This is a genomic window from Mesorhizobium sp. B2-5-13 (genome assembly GCF_006440535.1).
Lineage (GTDB): Bacteria > Pseudomonadota > Alphaproteobacteria > Rhizobiales > Rhizobiaceae > Mesorhizobium > Mesorhizobium salmacidum.
The window spans coordinates 36,759-57,521 of record NZ_VFUI01000023.1 but is presented as its reverse complement, the minus strand read 5'-3'; the positions used below and the strand labels follow the sequence as shown (position 1 = coordinate 57,521).

Here is a 20,763-nt window from a genome sequence, read left to right as displayed (position 1 = left end):
CATGCTGTCGCCGGACAAGGCCCGGCGCCGGCGCCTCGCGCTACTGCGTCCCGGCGGTGGCTTCGCCGATCAGCTTGTTGATGGTCGCCTGGTCGGCCTCGATCGGCTTGACCTCATCGCCTTCCTTCACCAGTTCCTGGCCGGCGACGATGATGCGCGCGTCGGCCGGGATGCCGCCGAGCACGAGACCGGTCGGCGTATCGTCGACCAGGTCGATCGGGAAGAATGCCACCTTGTTGTCCTTGCCGACGGCGCGGATGCCGAGATCGCCCTTGTCGCCGAGCGTCACCACCGAGCGCGGCAGCAAGACGGCGTCGGTCGGCAACGCGCTGAGCTGGATTTCCGCCGTCATGCCGGCCGGCACGGAGCCATCGGCATTGGGGATTGCGATCTCGACACGGAAGGTGCGGGTCGCCGACGAGGCGTCACGGCTGATATAGCGCACGGTGCCTTCGACGGTCTGGCCGCTGACCAGCCTAACGCTGGCCTTATCACCGATCTTGAGGTAGCCGAGATCGCGCTCGCTGATCTCGCCGCGCGCGATCACCGGATCGAGCTTGAGGATGGTCGCCACCTCGCCCCCCTGCATGACGGAGCTGCCGAGTTCCACCGGCACCCGGTCGATGACGCCGTCAAACGGCGCCTTTACCTCGTTGCGGTCGAGCTCGGCCTGCGCGGTGTCCAGCAGGGATTGCGCCTGGGTCAGATTGGAGCGGGCGGTGTCGAGCTGCAGCTTCGGCAAGTTGCCTGTCTTGGCCAGCCGCTCGGCGGCGTCGAGCTCGGCCTTGCGCTGCGCAACAAGCTGCTTGGCGTTGGCGGCCATCGAGATCTTTTCCTCGGCGGCGAGCATCAGCACCAGGTCGCCGGTCTTGACGTGATCGCCTTGCTTGACCGGCAGCTTGTCGATGACGCCGGCAACGCGGGTTGCCAGCACCGCGCGCTTGTCGGCTTCGGTCAGCCCGGAAATGCGGATGGCGCGCGCATAGGTCTTGCGAGGCGGCGTCACCACCGCGACGGTGCGCAGCGGGGCCTTCGGTTCGGCTTCCGCCGTCTTCGGCTTGCTCGCGTCCGGCGCCTTGCCCTGCTCGACCTCGGCTGCCTTGGCCTTGTTGGCCGCTACGCTGCCGACCGACGAGAACTCGCCTGTCGCCATCCACGCGGCGAAACCGATGAGCACAACAATGGCTGCAAGCTTGTGAAACCTGATTTTAGGCATCGTCATTTTTCCACTGCGGGTTCGGCCAGCACCGCGTCTTATGACGCGGGCGCGTCGCCGATATGGGTGCGCGCATGACCGTGTTCAAATTGCCGTGATCGGCGAGCGCGCTTCTACATCAAAGTTGCATCGCAATATAGTCCTAAAGTTGCAGCAGCATTGCATAGACGGACAAGGTGTGGCAGCCATGAAACGGTTCTTCTTGACTTGCCAGTCTACTTGACGAAGCGGCCCGCCGGCTCACGCAGGCCCTGACACGCCGGCTACGGGGCGACCAGCCCCGCTCGTCATGGGCCGTCTCCGGAATACAGTCGCGATCCGCATCACGTCGCTGATTGGAGTTCGGGCACAAACCGACGATCCGCGTCAGTGCGATCGGCGAGGGACAATGGTTGCGGCGCCACGATACTCAGCCAAAAGCCTGGAATCGCTCAGGAAAAGGCACGGCAGCCCCTTCGGATCAGGCTTGCCGATCCCAATGCACCGAAGTCAAACCAGACGCTGAAAACGCCAATGAGCCGGCGCGATAACGTCCTGAATCGTCGTGCCCTGACACGTGCGATGTCGGGCGCGGCGCGAGGCAGGGGCGGGAACGCCGGGGGTATTCGTCCCAATCGCAATTCTGTATCGAGCGCTGCCGGTTAGCAGGTAACGAGCGCCCCTGGGGCGGTGCCACTGACCGTCAGTGGCAGCAGACGTCAGGATGATGAGGGCTCCTTCCGCACGCCAAGGTTGCTGTCACGCCACGACCTCTCTGAAGCTCCGCGGATTACGCCCGCGATTGCCGGCAAACGCTGCCCCTCGAAGCCTGTGCCGTCAGATTCAGGCCCGACGGCGCTCGGTCTCCAGGTTTTTGCGCACGGCGAGAAATTCCTTCACCCGACGGCCGGGTGCGGGACCGCGTACCGGCTTGAACCCGTCATCGAGTTCGCCCGAGAGATCGAGCGTAGCCCGCTTGCCGACCGCTTCGTAATTCTCTTCCAGCCAGTCGCTGGCGGCGGTGCGGCCGAGGTCGCGCAGATAGGTCAGGAAGGCCCATTCGGCATTGACCTTGGACGATGCCGACAGATCCTTGAACGCCTCGTCGGCATCGATGCGATGCATGCGGATGTCCCGATATTCGCCATGCGGCAGACGGCCTGCGGCGATCAGTTCCTTGACGAAGGCGATCGAGCGGAATTCGCGCAGCAGGCCGGCATTGAAGGTGATCTCGTCGATGCGGTTCTGGATCTCGTTGGCGCTTTTTGGCGTTCCCTCGCGCACCACCGGATTGATCTGCACCAGAAGCACGTCCTCGGTCGCCGCCGTCTTGAAGAACGGGTAGAGCGCCGGATTGCCGCCATAACCGCCGTCCCAATAGGGCACCCCCTTAATCTCGACGGCGCGGAACAGTTGCGGCAGACAGGCCGACGCCATCACCGTGTCGAGGTCGATCTCGCCATCGGAAAACACCCGCAACTGCCCTGTCTCGACATTGGTGGCGGAGATGAACAGTTCCATCGACTTGCAGGCGCGAACATTCTCGAAGTCAATCTCCCGCGCGACCACATCGCGCAGCGGATTGAGGCCGAGCGGGTTGGCGACATAGGGCGAAAACACCCGCGACATGGTGTCGAAGAACACATAGCCCGGCGTGTTCTCGATCGACCAGTTGCCCCAGGCGACATCCCACGGCATGCGCTGCACCGGGCTGAACCGGCCCTTTGCCGCCACCGCCTGCCAGAAATCGTCCAGCTTCCGCCTGGCGCCCTCAACCCCACCACGCACGAAACCATCGGCCAATGCGACCGCGTTCATGGTGCCGGCGCTGGTGCCGGAAACCGCCGATATCTCAAGCCTGCCGTCCTCCAGCAGCCGGTCGAGCACGCCCCAGGAAAAGGCCCCATGCGAGCCGCCTCCCTGAAGGGCGATGTTGATCTTTTTCTTTTCCTCCGCCTTGCCGTTCTTCGTCATGGCGTTCCTGTCATCCTGATGCGCCGGCCTGCCCCAACGTCATTGGAGGGAAGCAGCTGTCGCCGGCCTATGTTGCAGTGCAGCATATAAGGACGGACCAAGGCAAGAACACGAACACGGTCGCGTGATCACATGAAGTTTCGGTCATGCGAAAAGCCCCTCCGCTGCAATGCGGAGAGGCCGTAGCTCTCGAAACAAACAGAGAATCTAGGCGACGAGGTCCGGCACCGGCCCGACATAGCGGGACTGCGGACGGATCAGCCGTCCGGTCGTCTGCTGCTCGCGCGCGTGCGCGACCCAGCCGGCAACGCGCCCGGCGGCAAAGACATTGCTGAAGGCACCGGGCGGAAATCCCGCCGCTTCCAGCACCAGCGCGGTGTAGAATTCGACATTGGTCTGCAGCGAGCGCTGCGGCTTGGCGATCCGAAGCACGTCGAGCGCGGTTTGCTCGACCCCCTCGGCGAAAGCCAGCCGGCGGCCGGTGTCGCCCTCGCCGCCAAGCTTGCGCACCACTGCTTTCAGCACATCGGCACGCGGATCGCGCACGCGGTAGATGCGATGGCCGAAGCCCATGATGCGCTCGCCATGCGCGATCTTGTCGCGCAGCCAGCCGGCAGCGTCGCCATGCGCGGCGATGGCGTCGAGCATCTCAATGACAGGACCAGGCGCGCCGCCATGCAGCGGGCCCTTGAGCGCGCCAAGGCCGGCCAGCACCGACGATGTCAGGCCCGCCAAGGTCGAAGCAACGACGCGGGTGGCGAAGGTCGAGGCATTGAGGCCATGGTCACAGACGGTGACCAGATAGGTGTCGAGCGCCTTTGCCAATGCCGGCGACGGGACGGAACCCTTGAGCATCCCTAACATGTCGGCGGCATGATCCGCCTTACCGTCGGGTGCGATCGGCTGCTCGCCGCGCCGCAGGCGCAGCAGGACCGGCGTCAGCACCGCGGGCCCCGCGATCAGCCGCAAGGCGTCCGTCAGCGTCTCGCCATCCGGCAGCAAGGCCATGCCGGCGCGCATGGCGCTGTAGATATCGAGCGGTGCCAGCAAGGGCAGCGAAACCGCGAGCCGGTCGAACACCTCGACGCGAGCCTCACCCAACCTTGCCGACAGTTCGGCGTCGCCAGGCAGATCGTCGAAGAACCCGTCCAGCAGCAGGCGCACGACCTGGGCGTAACTCCATCGCCCTGCCAATTCCCCAAGCGAGTGGCCGCGGATCGTCAGGCGGCCACCCAGACCATCCACATCGGACAGCACTGTTTCGGCCGCCACCACATCATCGAGCCCATTCGCCATAGCCTTGTCTCCTTGAAGCTTTTCCCGATGGGAAATAAGGCTGGGCAACATAAGCATCAATCTTGATCAACTGAATCAATATCAGGGCCGATATGTCGGAATGGCTGTCGCGGGAAGAAGCGCTGGAAAGGCTTGGGGTGAGGCCGCAGACGCTCTATGCCTATGTCAGCCGCGGCCGCATCGGCATGCGCCCGGATCGAGCCGATCCGCGCCGCAGCCAGTACCGCGCCGACGACATCGCGGCGCTGGCGACGCGAAGGGCGCGCGGGCGCAGCCCTGCGGCCATTGCCGAAAGCGCGATCGCCTGGGGCGAGCCGTCGATCGTCACCGCGATCTCGACAGTCTGGCACGGCCACCTCATCTATCGGGGCCGGGACGCGGTTGCGCTGTCCGACCGTACCACGCTGGAAGAAACCGCCGGACTGCTCTGGGCTCTGCCCGGCCCGATCAGTTTCGAAGCGCCGTCGCCAGATGCACCGCCCCAGATCGGTCGCGCCCCGGCCTTTGCGCAACTCGCCTTGCTAGCCGGCCAGGCGCGGCCTTCGCTTGGACGAAGTGCTGCCTCGCTGTGCGCCGACGCCGCGCACGCGATCGGCGTTCTGGCCAGCGCCCTCGGTGCCATGGCGGGACCAGAACCGGTGCACCAGCGATTGGCACGGGGCTGGTCGGTGGACGATGATGGCGCGGAAGCGATCCGTCACGTCCTTGTCCTGCTCGCCGATCACGAACTCAACGCATCGACTTTCGCGGCCCGCGTCGCGGCCTCGACCGGAGCTTCGCCCGCCGCGTGTCTGCTGGCGGGCCTGGCGACACTGTCCGGTCCCCGCCACGGCGGCGCTGGCGAAGCCGTGATGCAACTCGCCGAAGACGCGGCGCGGCATGGCGCCGAGGCCGCGATCCGGCGCTGGCTTGGCCACGACCGGCCACTGCCAGGATTCGGCCACCCGCTCTATCCCGAGGGCGATTCCCGGGCCGCAGCGCTTCTGGCGGGCCTCGACAACGCCGACGAGACGTTGCAGTCGCTGGAAACCGCCGCCATTGCCGCGACCGGCGCTCACCGAACATAGATTTTGCCCTGGCCGTGCTGACGCGCGGCCTTGGCTTGCCGCGCGATGCACCGTTCCACCTGTTCGCGCTTGGACGCAGCGTCGGCTGGGCCGCGCACATGGTCGAACAGATCGTGAGCGGCAGCATCATCCGGCCGCGCGGCCGCTATGAAGGATTGCTGCCATAAATGTCGTGAGCGCTATGCGCTTACGACATCGTGTCGAGCTTGCGCTGCATGGCCGCGATCTGGTCCTTCAGCTGTTGCAGATCGTCCGGCTTTTCCGGCGTTTCTTTCCTGGCCGGTTCGGCGGGCGCCGCGGCGGGCGCCGAGCCCGGAGGCGGAAATGGCGTGAACAGCCGCATCGCATTCTGGAACATTTCCATGTTGCGGCGCGTCTGTTCTTCCAGCGCCTTGATCGGCGTCGCCATCTTCATCACGTCCAGCGGCGACTTGCCGATGGCGCCCTTCATCTGCTCGCGGAACCGCTCCTGTTCCTTCGAGAAGGCGATCATCGACTGTTCGAGGAAACTCGGCACGATCATCTGCATCTGGTCGCCGTAGAAGGCGATCAGCTGGCGCAGGAACGGGATCGGCAGCATGTTCTGCCCGTCCTTGTTCTCCAGCTCGAAAATGATCTGGGTCAGCACCGGATGGGTGATGTCGTCACCGGTCTTGGCGTCCTGGACGGTGAATTCCTCGCCCTTCTTGACCATTTCGGCCAAATCCTCGAGCGTCACATAGGTGCTCGTCCCCGTATTATAGAGGCGGCGGTTGGCGTATTTCTTGATAATGATCGGGTCGTCTTTTGCGGCCATCTGCATCCTCCCCGGACACCGGCACGCCTGAGTAAGCAGCCGGTAACGATTGCGCCCTTTTTGAGGATATGCGCAAAAGCCTTACAATTCCAAGCAGTTTGTGCACTGCGGGATCATATAATGCTGCATGGCAGGCTAAATATGCTGCGCAGCAGCGGCTGGGCCACCGGAGCGGCGAGACTTGGCCTGCTTGCGGCGCATGGGCGCCATGCCGATTTCCGGTTTGACTTGGGATTGGGAAAGGGCAAGAAAAGTCCTCAACGGCACAACAACACCCTTGAAGTCTGGAGAAGAAAATGTCCGCTTCCATCGTCATTGCCAGCGCCGCGCGCACGGCTGTAGGCTCCTTCAACGGCGCCTTCGCCGCCACGCCCGCGCATGAACTCGGCGCCGTCGTCGTCCAGGAACTTTTGGCGCGTGCCGGGGTCGAACCGGCCGAGATCGACGAAGTCATCCTCGGCCAGGTGCTGACCGCGGCGCAAGGCCAGAACCCGGCCCGCCAGGCCTCGATCCTGGCCGGACTGCCCAAGGAGACCACCGCCTGGGGCCTCAACCAGGTTTGCGGTTCGGGCCTGCGCGCCATCGCGCTCGGCATGCAGCAGATCGCCACCGGCGACGCCAAGGTGATCATTGCCGGCGGCCAGGAATCGATGTCGCTGTCGCCGCACGCCGAGCACCTGCGCGCCGGCGTCAAGATGGGCGACTACAAGATGATCGACACCATGATCAAGGACGGGCTTTGGGACGCCTTCAACGGCTACCACATGGGCAACACCGCCGAGAACGTCGCCCGCCAGTTCCAGATCACCCGCGACGACCAGGACCAGTTCGCATTGGCCTCCCAGAACAAGGCCGAGGCCGCGCAGAAGGCGGGCAAGTTCAAGGACGAGATCGTCGCCTTCACCATCAAGGGCAAGAAGGGCGACACGGTTGTCGATCAGGATGAATACATCCGCCACGGCGCCACGATCGATGCCATGACCAAGCTGAAGCCGGCCTTCGACAAGGATGGCACGGTGACGGCCGCCAATGCCTCGGGCATCAATGACGGTGCCGCCGGCGCGCTGCTGATGAGCGAAGCGGAAGCCGCCAGGCGCGGCATCACCCCGCTGGCGCGGATAGCGTCCTGGGCAACCGCCGGCGTCGATCCGGCGATCATGGGCACCGGACCCATTCCCGCCTCGCGCAAGGCTTTGGAACGGGCCGGATGGTCGGCAGGGGATCTCGACCTTGTCGAGGCCAACGAAGCGTTCGCCGCGCAAGCCTGCGCCGTTAATAAGGACATGGGCTGGGATCCCGCGATCGTCAACGTCAATGGCGGCGCCATCGCCATCGGCCACCCGATCGGGGCGTCTGGCGCCCGCATCTTCAACACGCTGGTCTTCGAGATGCGCCGACGCGGCGCCAAGAAGGGACTGGCCACCCTATGCATCGGCGGCGGCATGGGCGTCGCCATGTGCGTGGAGGCTTTCTGATAGACTTTGAAACGGGCGGCGCAAGCCGCCCGTTTCACATGTGGTGCCTGTAGCAAATCCAGTGCCTGCCAAGCCCGACAACAGGGCGATTTCAAAAAGGGGAAAATGCATGACCAAGGTTGCAATCGTCACCGGTGGATCGCGCGGCATCGGCGCGGCGATCTCGATCGCTTTGAAGAACGCCGGCTATTCGGTTGCCGCGAACTACGCCGGCAATGACGAGGCGGCGGCGAAGTTCAAGGCGCGGACCGGCATCCCGGTCTACAGATGGTCGGTCGCCGACTATGACGCTTGCGCGGCCGGGATCAAACAAGTCGAGGCCGACCTCGGCCCTGTCTCGGTACTGGTCAACAATGCCGGCATCACCCGCGACGCCATGTTCCACAAGATCACCCGCGAGCAGTGGAAAGAGGTCATCGACACCAATCTGTCCGGTGTCTTCAACATGACCCATCCGCTGTGGAGCGGCATGCGCGACCGCAAGTTCGGCCGCGTCATCACCATCTCCTCGATCAACGGCCAGAAGGGCCAGGCCGGTCAGGTCAATTACTCCGCTGCCAAGGCCGGCGACATCGGCTTCTCGAAGGCGCTCGCCCAGGAAGGCGCCCGCGCGGGCATCACCGTCAACGTCATCTGCCCTGGCTACATCGCCACCGAGATGGTCAAGGCAATCGACGAAAAGGTGCTCAACGAACGCATCATCCCGCAAATCCCGGTCGGCCGCCTTGGCGAACCGGAAGAGATCGCGCGCTGCGTCGTCTTCCTCGCTTCCGAAGACGCCGGCTTCATCACCGGCTCGACCCTCACCGCCAACGGTGGCCAGTACTTCGTCTGATCAAACCGTGTAGCCAAATCTGAAAGTGCCGGCAGTTCCGCCGGCGCTTTCATTTTTGATGCTCGCCCATACGGACACGGAAGCGGGCGCTGTCGATTCATGCGACCAGCTTAAGCCCGCTTTTCATGGACTGCTTGCGTACACCCGATTGTGACGGTGCCGGCAGCTTGGCCATATCGGCCCGGCTGAGACCTGACAGCTTCAGTGAAATCTTGCGCTTGGCGATCGGGATGATATTGACGAAGCCGAGGACGAGGTTGCGCAGGAAGCGCCGGAACGGGGTGCGCGTGAGTGCCATGCCGGTCAGCCTGCCCGCGAGGTCAATCACTTCCTGCGCCGCTGGACGGCGAAGCGTCTCGTAAAGGTCGAGTTCGCTTTCGCCGCGGATGCCGTTGATCACGTCGCCGAGTACTTCTCCCAGCACCACGGCATCGATCAGACCGGTGTTCATGCCTTGACCGTCGGCGGAGCTGTGCACATGGGCAGCATCGCCCATGACGAACAACGACCGATGGCGATAGGACTTGGCGATGCGATGATGAACGCGAAAACGTGTACTCCAACTCAGGTCGAGCACCTTCGCCGGGCTACTTCCGCAGCAAGGATGAGCTGTTCGCCAGGGCGGCGCTGTTCGACCTGCAACTGCCCGCAACGCAGGTGACCGACCGGGCTTCCATCGGCGACGCAATCATCCGGCGTTTTCTTCGCACTTGGGAGAATTCTCCCAGCGCCACCGGCATGGTCGGTCATTCTGCTGCGCTCGGCTGCGTCCAATGAATTCGCCGCGGAGAAGGTGCGCGACGTATTCGCCACTCAGGTCCGGCCGGTTGCGGCACCGTTCGGCGACCCCTCCGACGCCGGCCGGCGCGCCGGCCTCGTCGCCAGCCAGTTGCTGGGTCTGGCGACGTGCCGATATCTGCTGCGGCTGCCGCCCGTCGTGGCCTTATCGCACGAAGAAATCATCAGGGATGTCGGTCCGGTCCTGCAGCGCTATGCAACCGGGGTGGATACATCCTGAACCGGCGGCGAGCATTGCTGTGCGCATGATCACGACATTATCGGACCTCCCAACCGACATGTCCTGTTCCGGCACGCAAAGGTTAATGGCGGCAGCGCGTCTGTGCGAAACCCTGTGGTCAAGCCTGTGGATTCTCGGTGGATAAGCTGTTCACAACACAAGATATTGGGGGAACAAAAGGAGAAAAAACCGCTGACGCTGATTTGTCGCCGATTCGTTCCGGCTTTGAGCGCAATGTTAACATTAATGGCCGCGATCGCCTGCTATTCCTTAATGTCGAGTTCAGAAAGATTAACGATTTCATAACTTTGAGCGGGGCATACCGATCCTCCCGCATCCTTCACAGGCAAAGATTAACGGCAAAGCCCGCCTAGCATAAAACGGGCCAATCCGGTGATTCAGCATGTGGTGAGACTCGAGGTCCCAAAATCCATATCTAGCCGTGAACAAAAGCTGAACCTGACGGAGTCACCGATTCGTCGCTGATTCGTTCCAGACTCGTTCCAACTGTTAAGCAAGGGCTGATTTGCGGGCTGACGCGGACGTCTTCGGAAACCGGTTGGAACATTCCGCTTTCGCTTCGCGCCCGAAATCCCTATGTGTCGGCTGTCATACGCGCCGTCCAGGCACGCTCCCGACCACGAGAGGCCAGAAAGCCTTATTTCCGAGCCGATGAACATCCAGCAGAAACACACCGAGCCGCTGATCCTGTCGGGCCGCGACGTGACCGCAGTGCTTGGCCCCACCAACACCGGCAAGACCCATCTCGCCATCGAGCGCATGGTGGCGCACGAAACCGGCGTCATCGGCCTGCCGCTGAGGCTGCTGGCGCGCGAGGTCTACACCCGCGTCTGCGAGAAGGTCGGCGCCCACAAGGTGGCGTTGATCACCGGCGAGGAGAAGATCCAGCCGCAAGGCGCCAAATATTCGGTCTGCACCGTCGAAGCCATGCCGCGCGAGACCGACGCCGCCTTCGTCGCCATCGACGAGGTGCAACTGGCCGGCGACCTCGAGCGCGGCCATATCTTCACCGACCGTATCCTGCATCTGCGCGGCCGCCAGGAAACGCTGCTGCTCGGCGCGGCCACCATGCACGGCATCCTCCAGCGGCTGCTGAAGGGCATCTCCGTGGTGACGCGGCCGCGGCTGTCGCATCTGGCCTATGCCGGCTCCAAGAAACTGACCCGCCTGCCACGGCGTACCGCGATCGTCGCCTTCTCCGCCGACGAGGTCTACGCCATCGCCGAGCTGATCCGCCGCCAGCAGGGCGGTGCCGCCGTCGTGCTCGGGGCGCTGTCGCCCCGCACCCGCAATGCCCAGGTGGCGCTGTTCCAGTCGGGTGATGTCGACTACCTCATTGCCACCGACGCGATCGGCATGGGGCTTAACCTCGATCTCGACCATGTCGCCTTTGCCCAGAACCGCAAGTTCGACGGCTACCAGTACCGCAATCTGACGGCGGCCGAACTCGGCCAGATCGCCGGCCGCGCCGGCCGGCATCTGCGCGACGGCACGTTTGGCGTCACCGGCCAGGTCGATCCGCTCGACGAGGATCTGGTCCAGAAGATCGAGGGCCATGACTTCGACCCGGTGAAGGTGCTGCAATGGCGCACCGCGCAATTCGATTTCGCCAGCCTCGATGCGCTGAAGCGGTCGATCGAAACCAACGCCCCAGTCGAGGGCCTGACACGCGCGCTGCCGGCCGTCGATGCACAAGCGCTCGAACATCTCTCCCGCGACGAGGACATCCGCGCGCTCGCAACCAACGCCAAACGTGTGGCGCTGCTGTGGGAAGCCTGCGCGCTGCCCGACTATCGCAAGATTGCGCCGGCCCAGCATGCCGATCTCATCGCCTCGATCTACATGGACCTCGCCCGGCATGGCCATGTCGACGAAAATTACATGGCCGAGCAGGTGCGCCGCGCCGACACCACCGAGGGCGACATCGATACGCTGTCGCACCGCATTGCCCAGATCCGCACCTGGACATTCGTGTCGAACCGGCCCGGCTGGCTGGCCGATCAGGCACACTGGCGGGAAAAGACGCGCGAAATCGAAGACAGATTGTCGGATGCGCTGCATGAGCGGTTGACGAAACGCTTCGTAGACCGCAGGACTTCCGTCCTCATGCGGCGCCTTAGAGAAAATACCATGCCTGAAGCCGAAATCAGCCCTACCGGAACCGTCCTTGTCGAAGGCCATCATGTCGGCGAGTTGCAAGGGTTCCGCTTCACCGCCGACCAGACCGCCGGCGGCGAGGACGCCAAGGCCGTGCGCACGGCCGCGCAAAAGGCGCTGGCCGCCGAATTCGAGGCACGCGCGGAGCGCTTCGGCGCCTGCGCCAATGGCGATCTCGCGCTCGGTTCGGACGGCACGCTGCGCTGGATCGGCGCGCCGATCGGCACGCTGGTTTCGGGCGAGGACGCGCTGAAGCCGCGTCTGGTGCTGCTGGCAGACGAACAGCTGACGGGCCCGGCGCGCGACAGGGTCGCCGCGCGCGCCGAACGCTTCGTCAATTTCCAGATCGAATCCCTGCTGAAGCCACTGGTTGACCTGAAGAATGCCGAGCAGATTTCCGGCATCGGCCGCGGCATCGCCTTCCAGCTGGTCGAGAATTTCGGCCTCATCAATCGCCGCGACATCGCCGAGGAGATGAAGTCGCTCGACCAGGAAGGTCGCGCGGCACTTCGCCGGCTCGGCGTGCGCTTCGGTGCCTACCACGTCTTCGTGCCGGCGCTGATCAAGCCGGCCCCCGCCGGACTGGTGACCTTACTGTGGGCGCTGAAGAACGACGGCAAGGACAAGCCTGGCTTCGGCGACGTCGTCCATGCGCTGGCGTCGGGTCGCACCTCGGTGGTCATCGATCCGGCCTTCGACAAGGCGTTCTATAAGCTTGCCGGCTACCGCAATCTCGGCCGCCGCGCCGTACGCATCGACATTCTCGAGCGGCTGGCCGACCTGATCCGCCCGGCGACCAACTGGAAGCCCGGCCTCGGCCAGCGACCGGACGGCGCCTATGACGGCCAGTCTTTTATGGTGACGCCGCCGATGATGTCGATCCTCGGAGCCACCGCCGACGACATGGAAGAGATCCTCAAGGGCCTAGGCTATCGCGCCGAGCCGAAACCGGCTGCTGAAGTCAAGGCACGGCTGGAAGCGCAGGACACTGCCGCGCGGGAAGCCGCCGCAGCCAAGCAGGCAGCCGAAGAGGCAGCCCGCGCGGAACAGGCCAAGGCGGCGGAAGAGGCGGCAGTGGAAGCCGCAGTAACGGAAGCCGGCGCTGTAGATGCGGCCGCGGAGGCAGCGGTCGAGGGTTCGGCAACGGCAGCCGCCGAGGCCGCCATCGAAGCTCCGGCCGAGGTCATCGCGGAAACGGCGGCAGAGCCTGTCGCGCAAGAACAGGCGGAAGCCGCGGCCGAAGTTGCGGGCGAACAGGCGCCGGTAGCCGAAGCCGCCGTTGAACCGGTCGAGCCGGCGCCGGTTGAACCGCAGGCCGAACCTGAAACTGCCGAGATTGACGCCGCGCCCACAGAAGAGAACGCCGCAGCGGCGGAGCCGACCGTCGAGGCCTCCGCGCCGACGGAAGCCACCGAACCAGTGGCAGTTGCGGACGCTGCCGGCGAACACGCGCAGGAAGCCGAAGCGCCAAAGCCGATCCTGTTGTGGCGCCAAGGTCGCTTTGACCAGCGTCCGCGCCATCGCGACGGCCGCAACAACCGCCCGCAGAACGGACAGGCGCGCGGCCGAGGCAATGCGACGGCCGATGCCGCCGGTGCACCGGCAACAGGCGCTCCCGCGGACCGTCCGGCCCATGAAGGACGCCGCGACGGCGCCGGCAAGCCACGCTTCGACCGCTCGAAGTTCAAGCCCAAGCCGCAAGGCGAGCGTCCCGAGCGCGGCGAAGGCCGGCCCGACTGGAAGGGTGGCAGGCCGGAAGGCAAGGGCCCCGATCGCGGCAAGGGGGGCGGAAAGCCCGCCTTCCAGCCCAAGCCGCGCGAGGAGCGCCCGGTGCGCGTCGACCCGGATTCCCCCTTCGCCAAGCTCGCAGCCTTACGCGACCAATTAAAGAAGTAGGCTCACTTCGATGGTTGCTGAAGACCGCCAGCGCATCGACAAATGGCTGTTCTTCTCGCGCGCGGTGAAATCGCGCTCGCTGGCGGCCAAATTGGTTGTAGCCGGCCGCGTGCGCATCAATCGCGACAAAGCAGCGCAGGCTTCCGATCTGGTCAAGCCAGGCGATGTGCTGACCATCACGCTCGACCGGCGTATCTTCGTTTGGAAGGTGCTCGGCGCCGGTGTGCGGCGTGGCCCGGCCGAGGAAGCCCGCACACTTTATGAAGACATGTCGCCGCCGCCCGCATCCAAGGCCGACGCCCTTCCCGATGCTATCCCTGCGCTGCGCGAGGCAGGCAGCAGCCGCCCGACCAAAAAAGAGCGCCGCCAGACCGACCGATTGCTCGGCGAAGATTGAGCCTTGTCGACCAGACGCGGGTGTGTGTTTCCCGAGGGCAAAGACAAACAAAAAGCAGAAGCGGGAGCGGCAAACGCGACGGCCGGTGGGGCATGTCAGGCCCTCGTGGCACCGGCCGCCTGGAATTCCATTCCCAAACCCTGGCGCGGATGGGAATGGCCACCCTTGCAAGCGGCCGATAAAGGCGTTACCTCACAAAAAAAGCCAACAAAAACGGGACATCCCGGAGCCGACCGATGACCTATGTCGTGACCGACAACTGCATCAAATGCAAATATATGGACTGCATCGAGGTCTGTCCGGTCGACTGTTTCTACGAGGGCGAGAACATGCTCGTCATCCATCCCGACGAGTGCATCGACTGCGGCGTCTGCGAGCCGGAATGCCCGGCCGACGCGATCAAGCCCGACACCGAGTCCGGCCTCGACAAATGGCTGCAGATCAACACCGAATACGCCGAGAAATGGCCCAACATCACCGCCAAGAAGGAGCCGCCGGCCGACGCCAAGACCTTCGACGGAGAGGCCGGCAAGTTCGAGAAATACTTCTCCGCCGAGCCGGGCGAAGGCGATTGACAACGCCGCTGTAAAGGCTCGTATCACGCAGCGTAATAGGCCCGTCGGATTAACCGCCTTGACAGGCGGCGTTTGGTTGTGGCCTTCGCTTACGCAGCAAAACCTTGATTCTTCCGACTTTTTGTGTTACATCAACAAAACATGCCGGTGACACAACGTCGATTTATGGCGCAGACGCCCCAAATCACTGAAAGGTGAAAATCCCATTCCGGACCAGAGCGATCTGGGCTAGGCGGCTGCAGTTCGTGCGGTTTGCCGGTCCCGGCCTTTCCGGTGGGTTCATCTGTTGTGCGGCTAATGGTCGGTGACCCCGATCACGCGAGTTCAGCCGGCACCGCCGCCGGCCCACAACAAGGAGTTCAGGGCGTAATGGCAACGATCACCCCGCAGAAGAAGTCCACTGCCGCGCGTCACGGTTTCAAGACCGGCGAGTACATCGTCTATCCGGCGCATGGCGTCGGGCAGATCGTCTCGATCGATGAGCAGGAAGTGGCCGGCCACAAGCTGGAACTGTTCGTCATCGACTTCCAGAAGGATAAGATGCGCCTGAAGGTGCCGGTCGCCAAGGCGACCTCGATCGGCATGCGCAAGCTGTCGGAAGAGGATTATGTCGAGCGCGCGCTGAAGGTCGTGCAGGGTCGCGCCCGCGTTAAGCGCACCATGTGGTCGCGCCGTGCCCAGGAATATGATGCCAAGATCAATTCAGGCGACCTGATCTCGATCTCGGAAGTCGTGCGCGACCTCTACCGTGCCGACAACCAGCCGGAGCAGTCCTATTCCGAACGCCAGCTCTACGAGGCGGCGCTCGACCGCATGGCTCGCGAGATCGCGGCCGTCAACCGCATGTCGGAAACCGAAGCCGTGCGCCTGATCGAGGTCAACCTCAACAAAGGCCCCAAGCGTGGCGCCAAGGCCGACAATGAGGAAGCCGAGCAGGAAGAAGCCGCCTGAGCTTTTCGCCTTCGAGTTAACGAAAACCCGGCCTCGCGCCGGGTTTTTTGTCTTTGGGATTGCCGGAGATTGCCGCGCCTATGCGCCGGCCTTCTTCTCCGCCGCCTCCTGCTTCAGCGTGGCGATGAACCGCTTGGTCCTTTCACGCTCCGGATTGCCGAACAGCGTGGCGGATGACCCCTGCTCGACGATGACGCCGGCGTCGAGGAACACCGCTTCCTGGGCGATCTTGGAGGCGAGGCGCAAATCATGCGTCGCTATCACCATGGTCGTTCCCTCGCTGGCGAGCTGACTCAGCACATCGACCACCTCCTGCGCCAGTTCCGGGTCGAGTGCCGAAGTCGGTTCGTCGCACAGCAGCACCTTCGGCGACGGCGCCAGCGCCCGGGCGATCGCCACGCGCTGCTGCTGGCCACCCGACAGCGTCGCCGGCCAGGCATCCGCCTTGTGCGCCATCCCGACCTTTTCCAGCAGCGCGAGCGCCCGCTCGCGGGCGCGCGCCTCCGGCCATTTCAGCACCGTGACCAGCCCCTCCATGACATTTTCGATGGCGGTACGGTGCGGAAACAGCTGGAAATTCTGGAACACCATGCCGGTCTGCAGGCGCAGACGCCTTATGTCCGCCGCCGACACCTTCCCGCCGGGACGGAACTCGAGCGTCTCGTCGCCGATCCGCACCGTGCCCGATGTTGGGATCTCCAGGAGGTTGATGCAGCGCAGCAGCGTGCTTTTTCCCCCGCCCGAAGGCCCGACCAGCGCGGTGACACTGCCTTCGGCGATGGCAACCGTCACCCCCTTCAGCACGAGATTGTCGCCGAAACGCTTTTCGATGTTGGTGAGGCCGATCATGAGCGTGCCTCCAGGAAGCCGCCATAGCGGTTGAGCCGCTCCTCCAGCCGTGTCTGCAAGGCCGAAAGCACTGAACTCATCGCCAGATAGAGGATCGCCGCCTCGACATAGAGGATGAGCGGCTCATAGGTGGTGGCGACAATGCGCTGCGCCGCCTGGAACATCTCCGGCACGGTGATGGCGGCGGCCAGCGACGTGTCCTTGACCAGCGAGATGAAGGTGTTGGAGAGCGGCGGCACCGCCACCCGGCCGGCTTGCGGCAGGATGGTGCGCCGCATCGCCTGGCTCCAGGTCATGCCGATCGAATAGGCGGCCTCCCACTGGCCTTTCGGCACCGAGCCGATCGCCGCCCGGATGATTTCCGACGTGTAGGCGCCGATATTGAGCGTGAAGCCGATCAGCGCCGCGGTAAAGGCGTCGAGCAGGATGCCGACCGACGGCAGGCCGTAGAAGATCAGAAACAGCTGCACCAGGAGCGGCGTGCCGCGGAAGATCCAGACATAGAAGCGCACGAGCGCCACCAGCGGCCTCGGCCCGAACAGCCGGCCGAGCGCTGCGCCCAATCCCACCGTCAGGCCGAGCACGAAGGACAGCAGCGTCAGCGGCACGGTGAAGATCAACGCTGCCCACAGCAGCGAGGGCAGCGAATCCAGCATCAGTTGCAGCCAGTGCGGCACGAAATATCCTCCGGAAGGGACGGGCAGCGTCATCGAAGCGCGAATGCGTCAGCCATATCACGACAAAAGCGGCGAGCCGTCAAAGACGGCTCGCCGCTGGATGGGCTGCGGGGCGACAACCGCCCCCTTATGAACTACTTCGAGACGTCCTGGCCGAAATAGGTGTCGGCGATCTTCTGGTAGGTGCCGTCGGCCTTGATGTCGGCCAGGGCCTTGTTGATGGCCGCGACCAGCTCCGGATCGCCCTTGCGCACGATGACGCCGGAGTAATCGGCATTCTCTTCCTGGGCGGCGATCTTCACATTGGCGTCGGGCTTGTGCTTCTTGAAGTCGAGGAACGACAGGCTGTCGTTGATGGTGGCGTCGGCACGGCCGGTCAAAAGCAGCTGGATCGACTGGTCGAAGCCATCCGTGCCGACCAGTTCGGCGCCATTCGACTCGGCCAGTTTGCCGAAATTGGAGGTTAGCGACTGCGCCGACTTCTTGCCCTTGAGATCGGCGAAAGTCTTGATGTCGGTATTGTCGCCGCGCACGATCAGCACCGCCTTGGAGGCGATGTAGGGATCGGAGAAATCATACTTGGCCTTGCGGGCATCGGTGATGCCGACTTCGTTGATGACGGCATCATAGCGGTTGACGTCGAGGCCGGCGATCAGACCGTCCCACTTGCCCTCGAGGAACTGCGCCTTGACGCCGAGCTTGTCGGCGATCGCCTTGGCGATTTCGACGTCGAATCCGACGAGCGCTCCGGATGCATCATGATAGGTGAACGGAGCGTAAGTGCCTTCCGTACCGACCTTGATGACGCCGGCCTGCTTGATCTGGTCGAGATTGGCGCCGGCATGCCCCGATGCGACCGTCAGGGCCTGCAGCGTTCCGGCGATGATGAGCGACTTCAGCCATTTCATTTTTCTGTGATCCCGTCCTTGGCCTGATATCAGGCATGTTGTGAGGGCTGGAAAATGACAGATGCAGGTCGAAAAAATAAGGAACGAAATTTCAAAAAAGGCTAATTCCAGAAATCAAATACTCCAAAAGGAATTTCGTTGCAGCACCGGGATTCCGGGCAGCCGTGCCGAAATTGCCCGGACGTCATCGCTCGCCTGCCTGCGCCAGCGGAACCTTTCCCGCGCACGGCAGTTTTGGCTGTTCTAGGGCACGACGCCGTCATTTCAAGCCGGTTCCTGCCAGTTTGTCATTCGCACGCCTGAGCCAAGGAGCGCCTTATGATGGAAGACACGGCAGGTCGGGTCATGGTCCGCGCGGCAATGAGGGCGCCTTACCTCGAACGCGACGAGGAGCATCGGCTGGCACTGCTTTGGAAAGAGGACAACGACCAGAATGCGTTGCACAGCATCACCGTTGCCCATATGCGTCTGGTCATTTCGATGGCCTCGAAATTCCGTCATTACGGCCTGCCGCTCGGTGACTTGATCCAGGAAGGCCATGTCGGTCTTCTCGAGGCCGCCGCCCGCTTCGAGCCGGAGCGCGAGGTGCGGTTTTCGACCTACGCGACGTGGTGGATTCGCGCTTCGATGCAGGACTACATCCTGCGCAACTGGTCGATCGTGCGCGGCGGCACCAGTTCGGCGCAAAAGGCCCTGTTCTTCAATCTCAGGCGCTTGCGTGCCCGTCTCGCGAACGGCGCCGAACCGCTCTCCAACACAACTCTTTACCGCGAGGTGTCGGTTGCGCTCGGCGTTTCCGAAGCTGATGTGGAGTTGATGGATTCACGCCTGTCGGCGCCCGACTCCTCGCTCAACGTGCCGCTTGCCGACGATGCGGGTGCGACCGAGCGGATGGACTTCCTGGTCTCGGACGATCCCTTGCCCGACGAGATTGTCGGCGACAAGATCGACGTCGCGCGCCGCTCGCTCTGGCTGAGGGAGGCGCTTCAAGCTCTCAACGCTCGCGAACTCCGCATCATCGAGGAACGCCGGCTTACCGACGAGGGCGCCACGCTTGAGGCTCTCGGCGAAACGCTCGGCATCTCCAAGGAACGCGTGCGCCAGATCGAGGCCCGCGCCATGGAAAAGCTCAAGGTTGCGCTGGTGAAGCAGAACCCCGAATTCATGGCGACTGCCGCCTGATTCCCGCAACGGGCGCTTACTTGTCGGTGACGATCTTGACCTTGTCGCCGGCCGAAACCGCGGCCCCCGGCGACAGCGCGTTGAGCACGCGGAACAGGTCGAGCTTGCGGTCGACCCCCACCATCTGGGCAGCAAGCGAACCCATGGTCTGTCCCGGCTGCACGGTGAGCACACGAATATGCAGTGGCTTCAGTGCCGCCTTTTCGGCGGGACTGAGAATGCGGAAGGAGCCGCTGACCGAGCGAGCCACCGTCTCCAGCGAGGTGCTGGCCGAGGGAGCCGCGGTCAGCAACCGGTAGACCTGGCCTCCGGCCCGGATCACCGCGATATCGAACTGCCAGCCTTCGGCGCCTGCGTGCGCGGTCGCCGCCTCATTGCCGTTGATGGTTTCCTGCTTGACGGTGCTGTCGTCAAGGCCAGCCACCCAGCCGCTTCTGATATAATCGGTCAGGGCGCGGTTCTTGTCGATCGAAACGCCGTCGAAGCGGATCGCTATGTCGCCCGGACCGGTCGCCGTAACCGCTGCCGCTGAATTGTCGATGATGAAACCGTCCGGCACGGTGAACGACACGCCGAGGCCCGGATGCAGGAAGGTTTCGCCGCGCACATAGCCTTCTTCCGGCGTATCGCCATAAAGCAGGCCGTCTACGCCGGCGAGGAAGGAATCGCGGTCGCGCGTGCCGAAACCGGGCGCGCCGAACTGGCGGGCGTGGCGCTGTGCCAGATCGATGCGTTGCGGCGTGTTGGGGTGGGTGGCCAGAAAATCGAGGCTGGCGTCCGTGGCACCGCTGATCGAACGGAAATCGGTGTAGGCCGACATCGACTGCAGGAAGCGGCCGGCGGCATAGGGATCGTAGCCGGCTTCGCCGATCGACTTGATGCCGATGGCGTCCGCCTCCAGTTCCTGGTTGCGCGAGAACTGCGCCAGCCTGAGCTTGCCGCGAATCAGTGCTGCCTTGGCGGTCGGGCTGTCGCCGAGCACATCGGAAACGACCTTGGTCGCCAGGCCTTCCTCGGCCTCCAGCTGCTGGCGCTGCAGGCCGTGATTGGCGGTGACGTGGCCCATTTCATGCGCGATGACGGCGGCGAGCTCGGACGAATCATTGGCCAGCGCCAAGAGGCCGCGCGTGATGTAGAGATATCCGCCCGGCAGCGCGAAGGCGTTGACGTTGGGCGAATTGAGGATGGTGATGCGATAGGTCTGGGTCGGGTTGGCCGATACCACGGTCAAATTGCCGACCACCTTGGCGACCATGCGCTCGAGCTTGGGATCGGAATATTCGCCGCCATACGTTGCAAGGATGCGCGGATGCTGCGCCTTGGCGAGTTCGGCAAGCTTGTTGTTGGCGGCGACATTGTCCACTGTGATCGGCTTGTCGGATGGCTGGAAGCCGGATTCCTGGACCTCGGGAGGCGTGAACATCTGGCAGCTTGCCAGCGCCACGGCAAAGCCAGCCAGCGCCAGGAACCGCGCCAGCGGATTCATTCGTAGCC

Annotated in this window: 19 protein-coding genes and 1 pseudogene; 11 read left to right on the top strand and 9 right to left on the bottom strand. The window is 63.9% G+C overall.

All coding sequences use genetic code 11. The features are described from left to right. Nucleotides 1–40 precede the first annotated feature (40 nt). From FJ434_RS25665 to FJ434_RS25655, 3 genes are all read right to left on the bottom strand, one after another. Complete coding sequence (locus tag FJ434_RS25665; protein WP_140752047.1) at nt 41–1,216, bottom strand: efflux RND transporter periplasmic adaptor subunit; 1,176 nt, start codon at nt 1,214–1,216, stop codon at nt 41–43. Between the two features lie 822 nt (nt 1,217–2,038). Next, nucleotides 2,039–3,169 carry a patatin-like phospholipase family protein gene (locus FJ434_RS25660; protein WP_140752045.1) on the bottom strand — a complete coding sequence of 377 codons (1,131 nt, stop codon included), beginning with the start codon at nt 3,167–3,169 and terminating at the stop codon, nt 2,039–2,041. A gap of 207 nt (nt 3,170–3,376) precedes the next feature. After that, nucleotides 3,377–4,465 carry a citrate synthase/methylcitrate synthase gene (locus tag FJ434_RS25655; RefSeq protein WP_140752043.1) on the bottom strand — a complete coding sequence of 363 codons (1,089 nt, stop codon included), beginning with the start codon at nt 4,463–4,465 and terminating at the stop codon, nt 3,377–3,379. A 92-nt stretch (nt 4,466–4,557) separates the two neighbouring features. Between FJ434_RS25655 and FJ434_RS30530 the strand changes: the two are divergent. Further along, nucleotides 4,558–5,699 (top strand): annotated as a pseudogene (locus tag FJ434_RS30530) (citrate/2-methylcitrate synthase). A gap of 20 nt (nt 5,700–5,719) precedes the next feature. Here the strand turns inward: FJ434_RS30530 and phaR are convergent. Continuing rightward, complete coding sequence (phaR, locus tag FJ434_RS25645) at nt 5,720–6,328, bottom strand: polyhydroxyalkanoate synthesis repressor PhaR (RefSeq protein ID WP_027141834.1); 609 nt, start codon at nt 6,326–6,328, stop codon at nt 5,720–5,722. A 296-nt stretch (nt 6,329–6,624) separates the two neighbouring features. Between phaR and FJ434_RS25640 the strand changes: the two genes are divergently transcribed. After that, nucleotides 6,625–7,803, top strand: coding sequence for an acetyl-CoA C-acetyltransferase (locus tag FJ434_RS25640; protein WP_140752041.1), 1,179 nt, complete (start codon nt 6,625–6,627; stop codon nt 7,801–7,803). A gap of 109 nt (nt 7,804–7,912) precedes the next feature. Beyond that, a complete protein-coding gene (gene phbB, locus FJ434_RS25635; protein WP_140713023.1) occupies nt 7,913–8,638 on the top strand; it encodes an acetoacetyl-CoA reductase in 726 nt (241 codons plus the stop codon). Nucleotides 8,639–8,735: 97 nt separating this feature from the next. Here the strand turns inward: phbB and FJ434_RS25630 are convergent, their stop codons facing one another. Beyond that, complete coding sequence (locus FJ434_RS25630) at nt 8,736–9,215, bottom strand: FAD-dependent monooxygenase (protein ID WP_246678395.1); 480 nt, start codon at nt 9,213–9,215, stop codon at nt 8,736–8,738. A gap of 216 nt (nt 9,216–9,431) precedes the next feature. Between FJ434_RS25630 and FJ434_RS30375 the strand changes: the two genes are divergently transcribed. From FJ434_RS30375 to FJ434_RS25600, 6 genes are all read left to right on the top strand, one after another. After that, nucleotides 9,432–9,656 (top strand): hypothetical protein, encoded by a 225-nt coding sequence (locus tag FJ434_RS30375; protein ID WP_246678394.1) that lies wholly within the window; start codon nt 9,432–9,434, stop codon nt 9,654–9,656. Between the two features lie 137 nt (nt 9,657–9,793). Beyond that, nucleotides 9,794–10,030 (top strand): hypothetical protein, encoded by a 237-nt coding sequence (locus FJ434_RS25620; RefSeq protein ID WP_140752037.1) that lies wholly within the window; start codon nt 9,794–9,796, stop codon nt 10,028–10,030. A gap of 298 nt (nt 10,031–10,328) precedes the next feature. Continuing rightward, nucleotides 10,329–13,730 carry a helicase-related protein gene (locus tag FJ434_RS25615; RefSeq protein ID WP_140752035.1) on the top strand — a complete coding sequence of 1,134 codons (3,402 nt, stop codon included), beginning with the start codon at nt 10,329–10,331 and terminating at the stop codon, nt 13,728–13,730. A 10-nt stretch (nt 13,731–13,740) separates the two neighbouring features. Next, nucleotides 13,741–14,127 (top strand): RNA-binding S4 domain-containing protein, encoded by a 387-nt coding sequence (locus FJ434_RS25610; RefSeq protein ID WP_140752033.1) that lies wholly within the window; start codon nt 13,741–13,743, stop codon nt 14,125–14,127. Between the two features lie 236 nt (nt 14,128–14,363). Then, nucleotides 14,364–14,702, top strand: a complete 339-nt coding sequence (fdxA, locus tag FJ434_RS25605; RefSeq protein ID WP_013892564.1) for a ferredoxin FdxA — start codon at nt 14,364–14,366, stop codon at nt 14,700–14,702. Between the two features lie 369 nt (nt 14,703–15,071). Beyond that, the gene (locus FJ434_RS25600; protein WP_006327799.1) at nt 15,072–15,653 is read left to right on the top strand and encodes a CarD family transcriptional regulator; all 582 of its coding nucleotides are present in this window, start codon (nt 15,072–15,074) and stop codon (nt 15,651–15,653) included. 78 nt (nt 15,654–15,731) lie between these two features. Here the strand turns inward: FJ434_RS25600 and FJ434_RS25595 are convergent, their stop codons facing one another. From FJ434_RS25595 to FJ434_RS25585, 3 genes are all read right to left on the bottom strand, one after another. Beyond that, a complete protein-coding gene (locus tag FJ434_RS25595) occupies nt 15,732–16,502 on the bottom strand; it encodes an amino acid ABC transporter ATP-binding protein (RefSeq protein ID WP_140752031.1) in 771 nt (256 codons plus the stop codon). Beyond that, on the bottom strand, nt 16,499–17,179 hold the full coding sequence (locus FJ434_RS25590) for an amino acid ABC transporter permease (RefSeq protein WP_140752065.1): 681 nt from the start codon (nt 17,177–17,179) through the stop codon (nt 16,499–16,501). Before FJ434_RS25590 ends, FJ434_RS25595 begins: the two co-directional genes overlap by 4 nt. A gap of 134 nt (nt 17,180–17,313) precedes the next feature. Next, a complete protein-coding gene (locus FJ434_RS25585; RefSeq protein WP_140509004.1) occupies nt 17,314–18,087 on the bottom strand; it encodes an amino acid ABC transporter substrate-binding protein in 774 nt (257 codons plus the stop codon). Between the two features lie 61 nt (nt 18,088–18,148). On the opposite strand from FJ434_RS25585, the gene FJ434_RS25580 reads away from it, so the two are divergent. After that, nucleotides 18,149–18,334 carry a hypothetical protein gene (locus FJ434_RS25580; RefSeq protein WP_140752029.1) on the top strand — a complete coding sequence of 62 codons (186 nt, stop codon included), beginning with the start codon at nt 18,149–18,151 and terminating at the stop codon, nt 18,332–18,334. 71 nt (nt 18,335–18,405) lie between these two features. Next, on the top strand, nt 18,406–19,269 hold the full coding sequence (locus FJ434_RS25575) for an RNA polymerase factor sigma-32 (protein WP_027141824.1): 864 nt from the start codon (nt 18,406–18,408) through the stop codon (nt 19,267–19,269). 16 nt (nt 19,270–19,285) lie between these two features. Here FJ434_RS25575 and FJ434_RS25570 read toward each other — a convergent pair whose 3' ends face one another. After that, nucleotides 19,286–20,755 (bottom strand): M48 family metalloprotease, encoded by a 1,470-nt coding sequence (locus tag FJ434_RS25570; RefSeq protein WP_140752027.1) that lies wholly within the window; start codon nt 20,753–20,755, stop codon nt 19,286–19,288. Nucleotides 20,756–20,763: the final 8 nt, after the last annotated feature.

What these genes read in the sequence shown, in the direction of transcription:
- FJ434_RS25665 (WP_140752047.1), bottom strand. Translation starts at nt 1,216, where the DNA reads ATGCCTAAAATCAGGTTTCACAAGCTTGCAGCCATTGTTGTGCTCATC.
- FJ434_RS25660 (WP_140752045.1), bottom strand. Translation starts at nt 3,169, where the DNA reads ATGACGAAGAACGGCAAGGCGGAGGAAAAGAAAAAGATCAACATCGCC.
- FJ434_RS25655 (WP_140752043.1), bottom strand. Translation starts at nt 4,465, where the DNA reads ATGGCGAATGGGCTCGATGATGTGGTGGCGGCCGAAACAGTGCTGTCC.
- phaR (WP_027141834.1), bottom strand. Translation starts at nt 6,328, where the DNA reads ATGGCCGCAAAAGACGACCCGATCATTATCAAGAAATACGCCAACCGC.
- FJ434_RS25640 (WP_140752041.1), top strand. Translation starts at nt 6,625, where the DNA reads ATGTCCGCTTCCATCGTCATTGCCAGCGCCGCGCGCACGGCTGTAGGC.
- phbB (WP_140713023.1), top strand. Translation starts at nt 7,913, where the DNA reads ATGACCAAGGTTGCAATCGTCACCGGTGGATCGCGCGGCATCGGCGCG.
- FJ434_RS25615 (WP_140752035.1), top strand. Translation starts at nt 10,329, where the DNA reads ATGAACATCCAGCAGAAACACACCGAGCCGCTGATCCTGTCGGGCCGC.
- FJ434_RS25610 (WP_140752033.1), top strand. Translation starts at nt 13,741, where the DNA reads ATGGTTGCTGAAGACCGCCAGCGCATCGACAAATGGCTGTTCTTCTCG.
- fdxA (WP_013892564.1), top strand. Translation starts at nt 14,364, where the DNA reads ATGACCTATGTCGTGACCGACAACTGCATCAAATGCAAATATATGGAC.
- FJ434_RS25600 (WP_006327799.1), top strand. Translation starts at nt 15,072, where the DNA reads ATGGCAACGATCACCCCGCAGAAGAAGTCCACTGCCGCGCGTCACGGT.
- FJ434_RS25595 (WP_140752031.1), bottom strand. Translation starts at nt 16,502, where the DNA reads ATGATCGGCCTCACCAACATCGAAAAGCGTTTCGGCGACAATCTCGTG.
- FJ434_RS25585 (WP_140509004.1), bottom strand. Translation starts at nt 18,087, where the DNA reads ATGAAATGGCTGAAGTCGCTCATCATCGCCGGAACGCTGCAGGCCCTG.
- FJ434_RS25580 (WP_140752029.1), top strand. Translation starts at nt 18,149, where the DNA reads ATGCAGGTCGAAAAAATAAGGAACGAAATTTCAAAAAAGGCTAATTCC.
- FJ434_RS25575 (WP_027141824.1), top strand. Translation starts at nt 18,406, where the DNA reads ATGATGGAAGACACGGCAGGTCGGGTCATGGTCCGCGCGGCAATGAGG.
- FJ434_RS25570 (WP_140752027.1), bottom strand. Translation starts at nt 20,755, where the DNA reads ATGAATCCGCTGGCGCGGTTCCTGGCGCTGGCTGGCTTTGCCGTGGCG.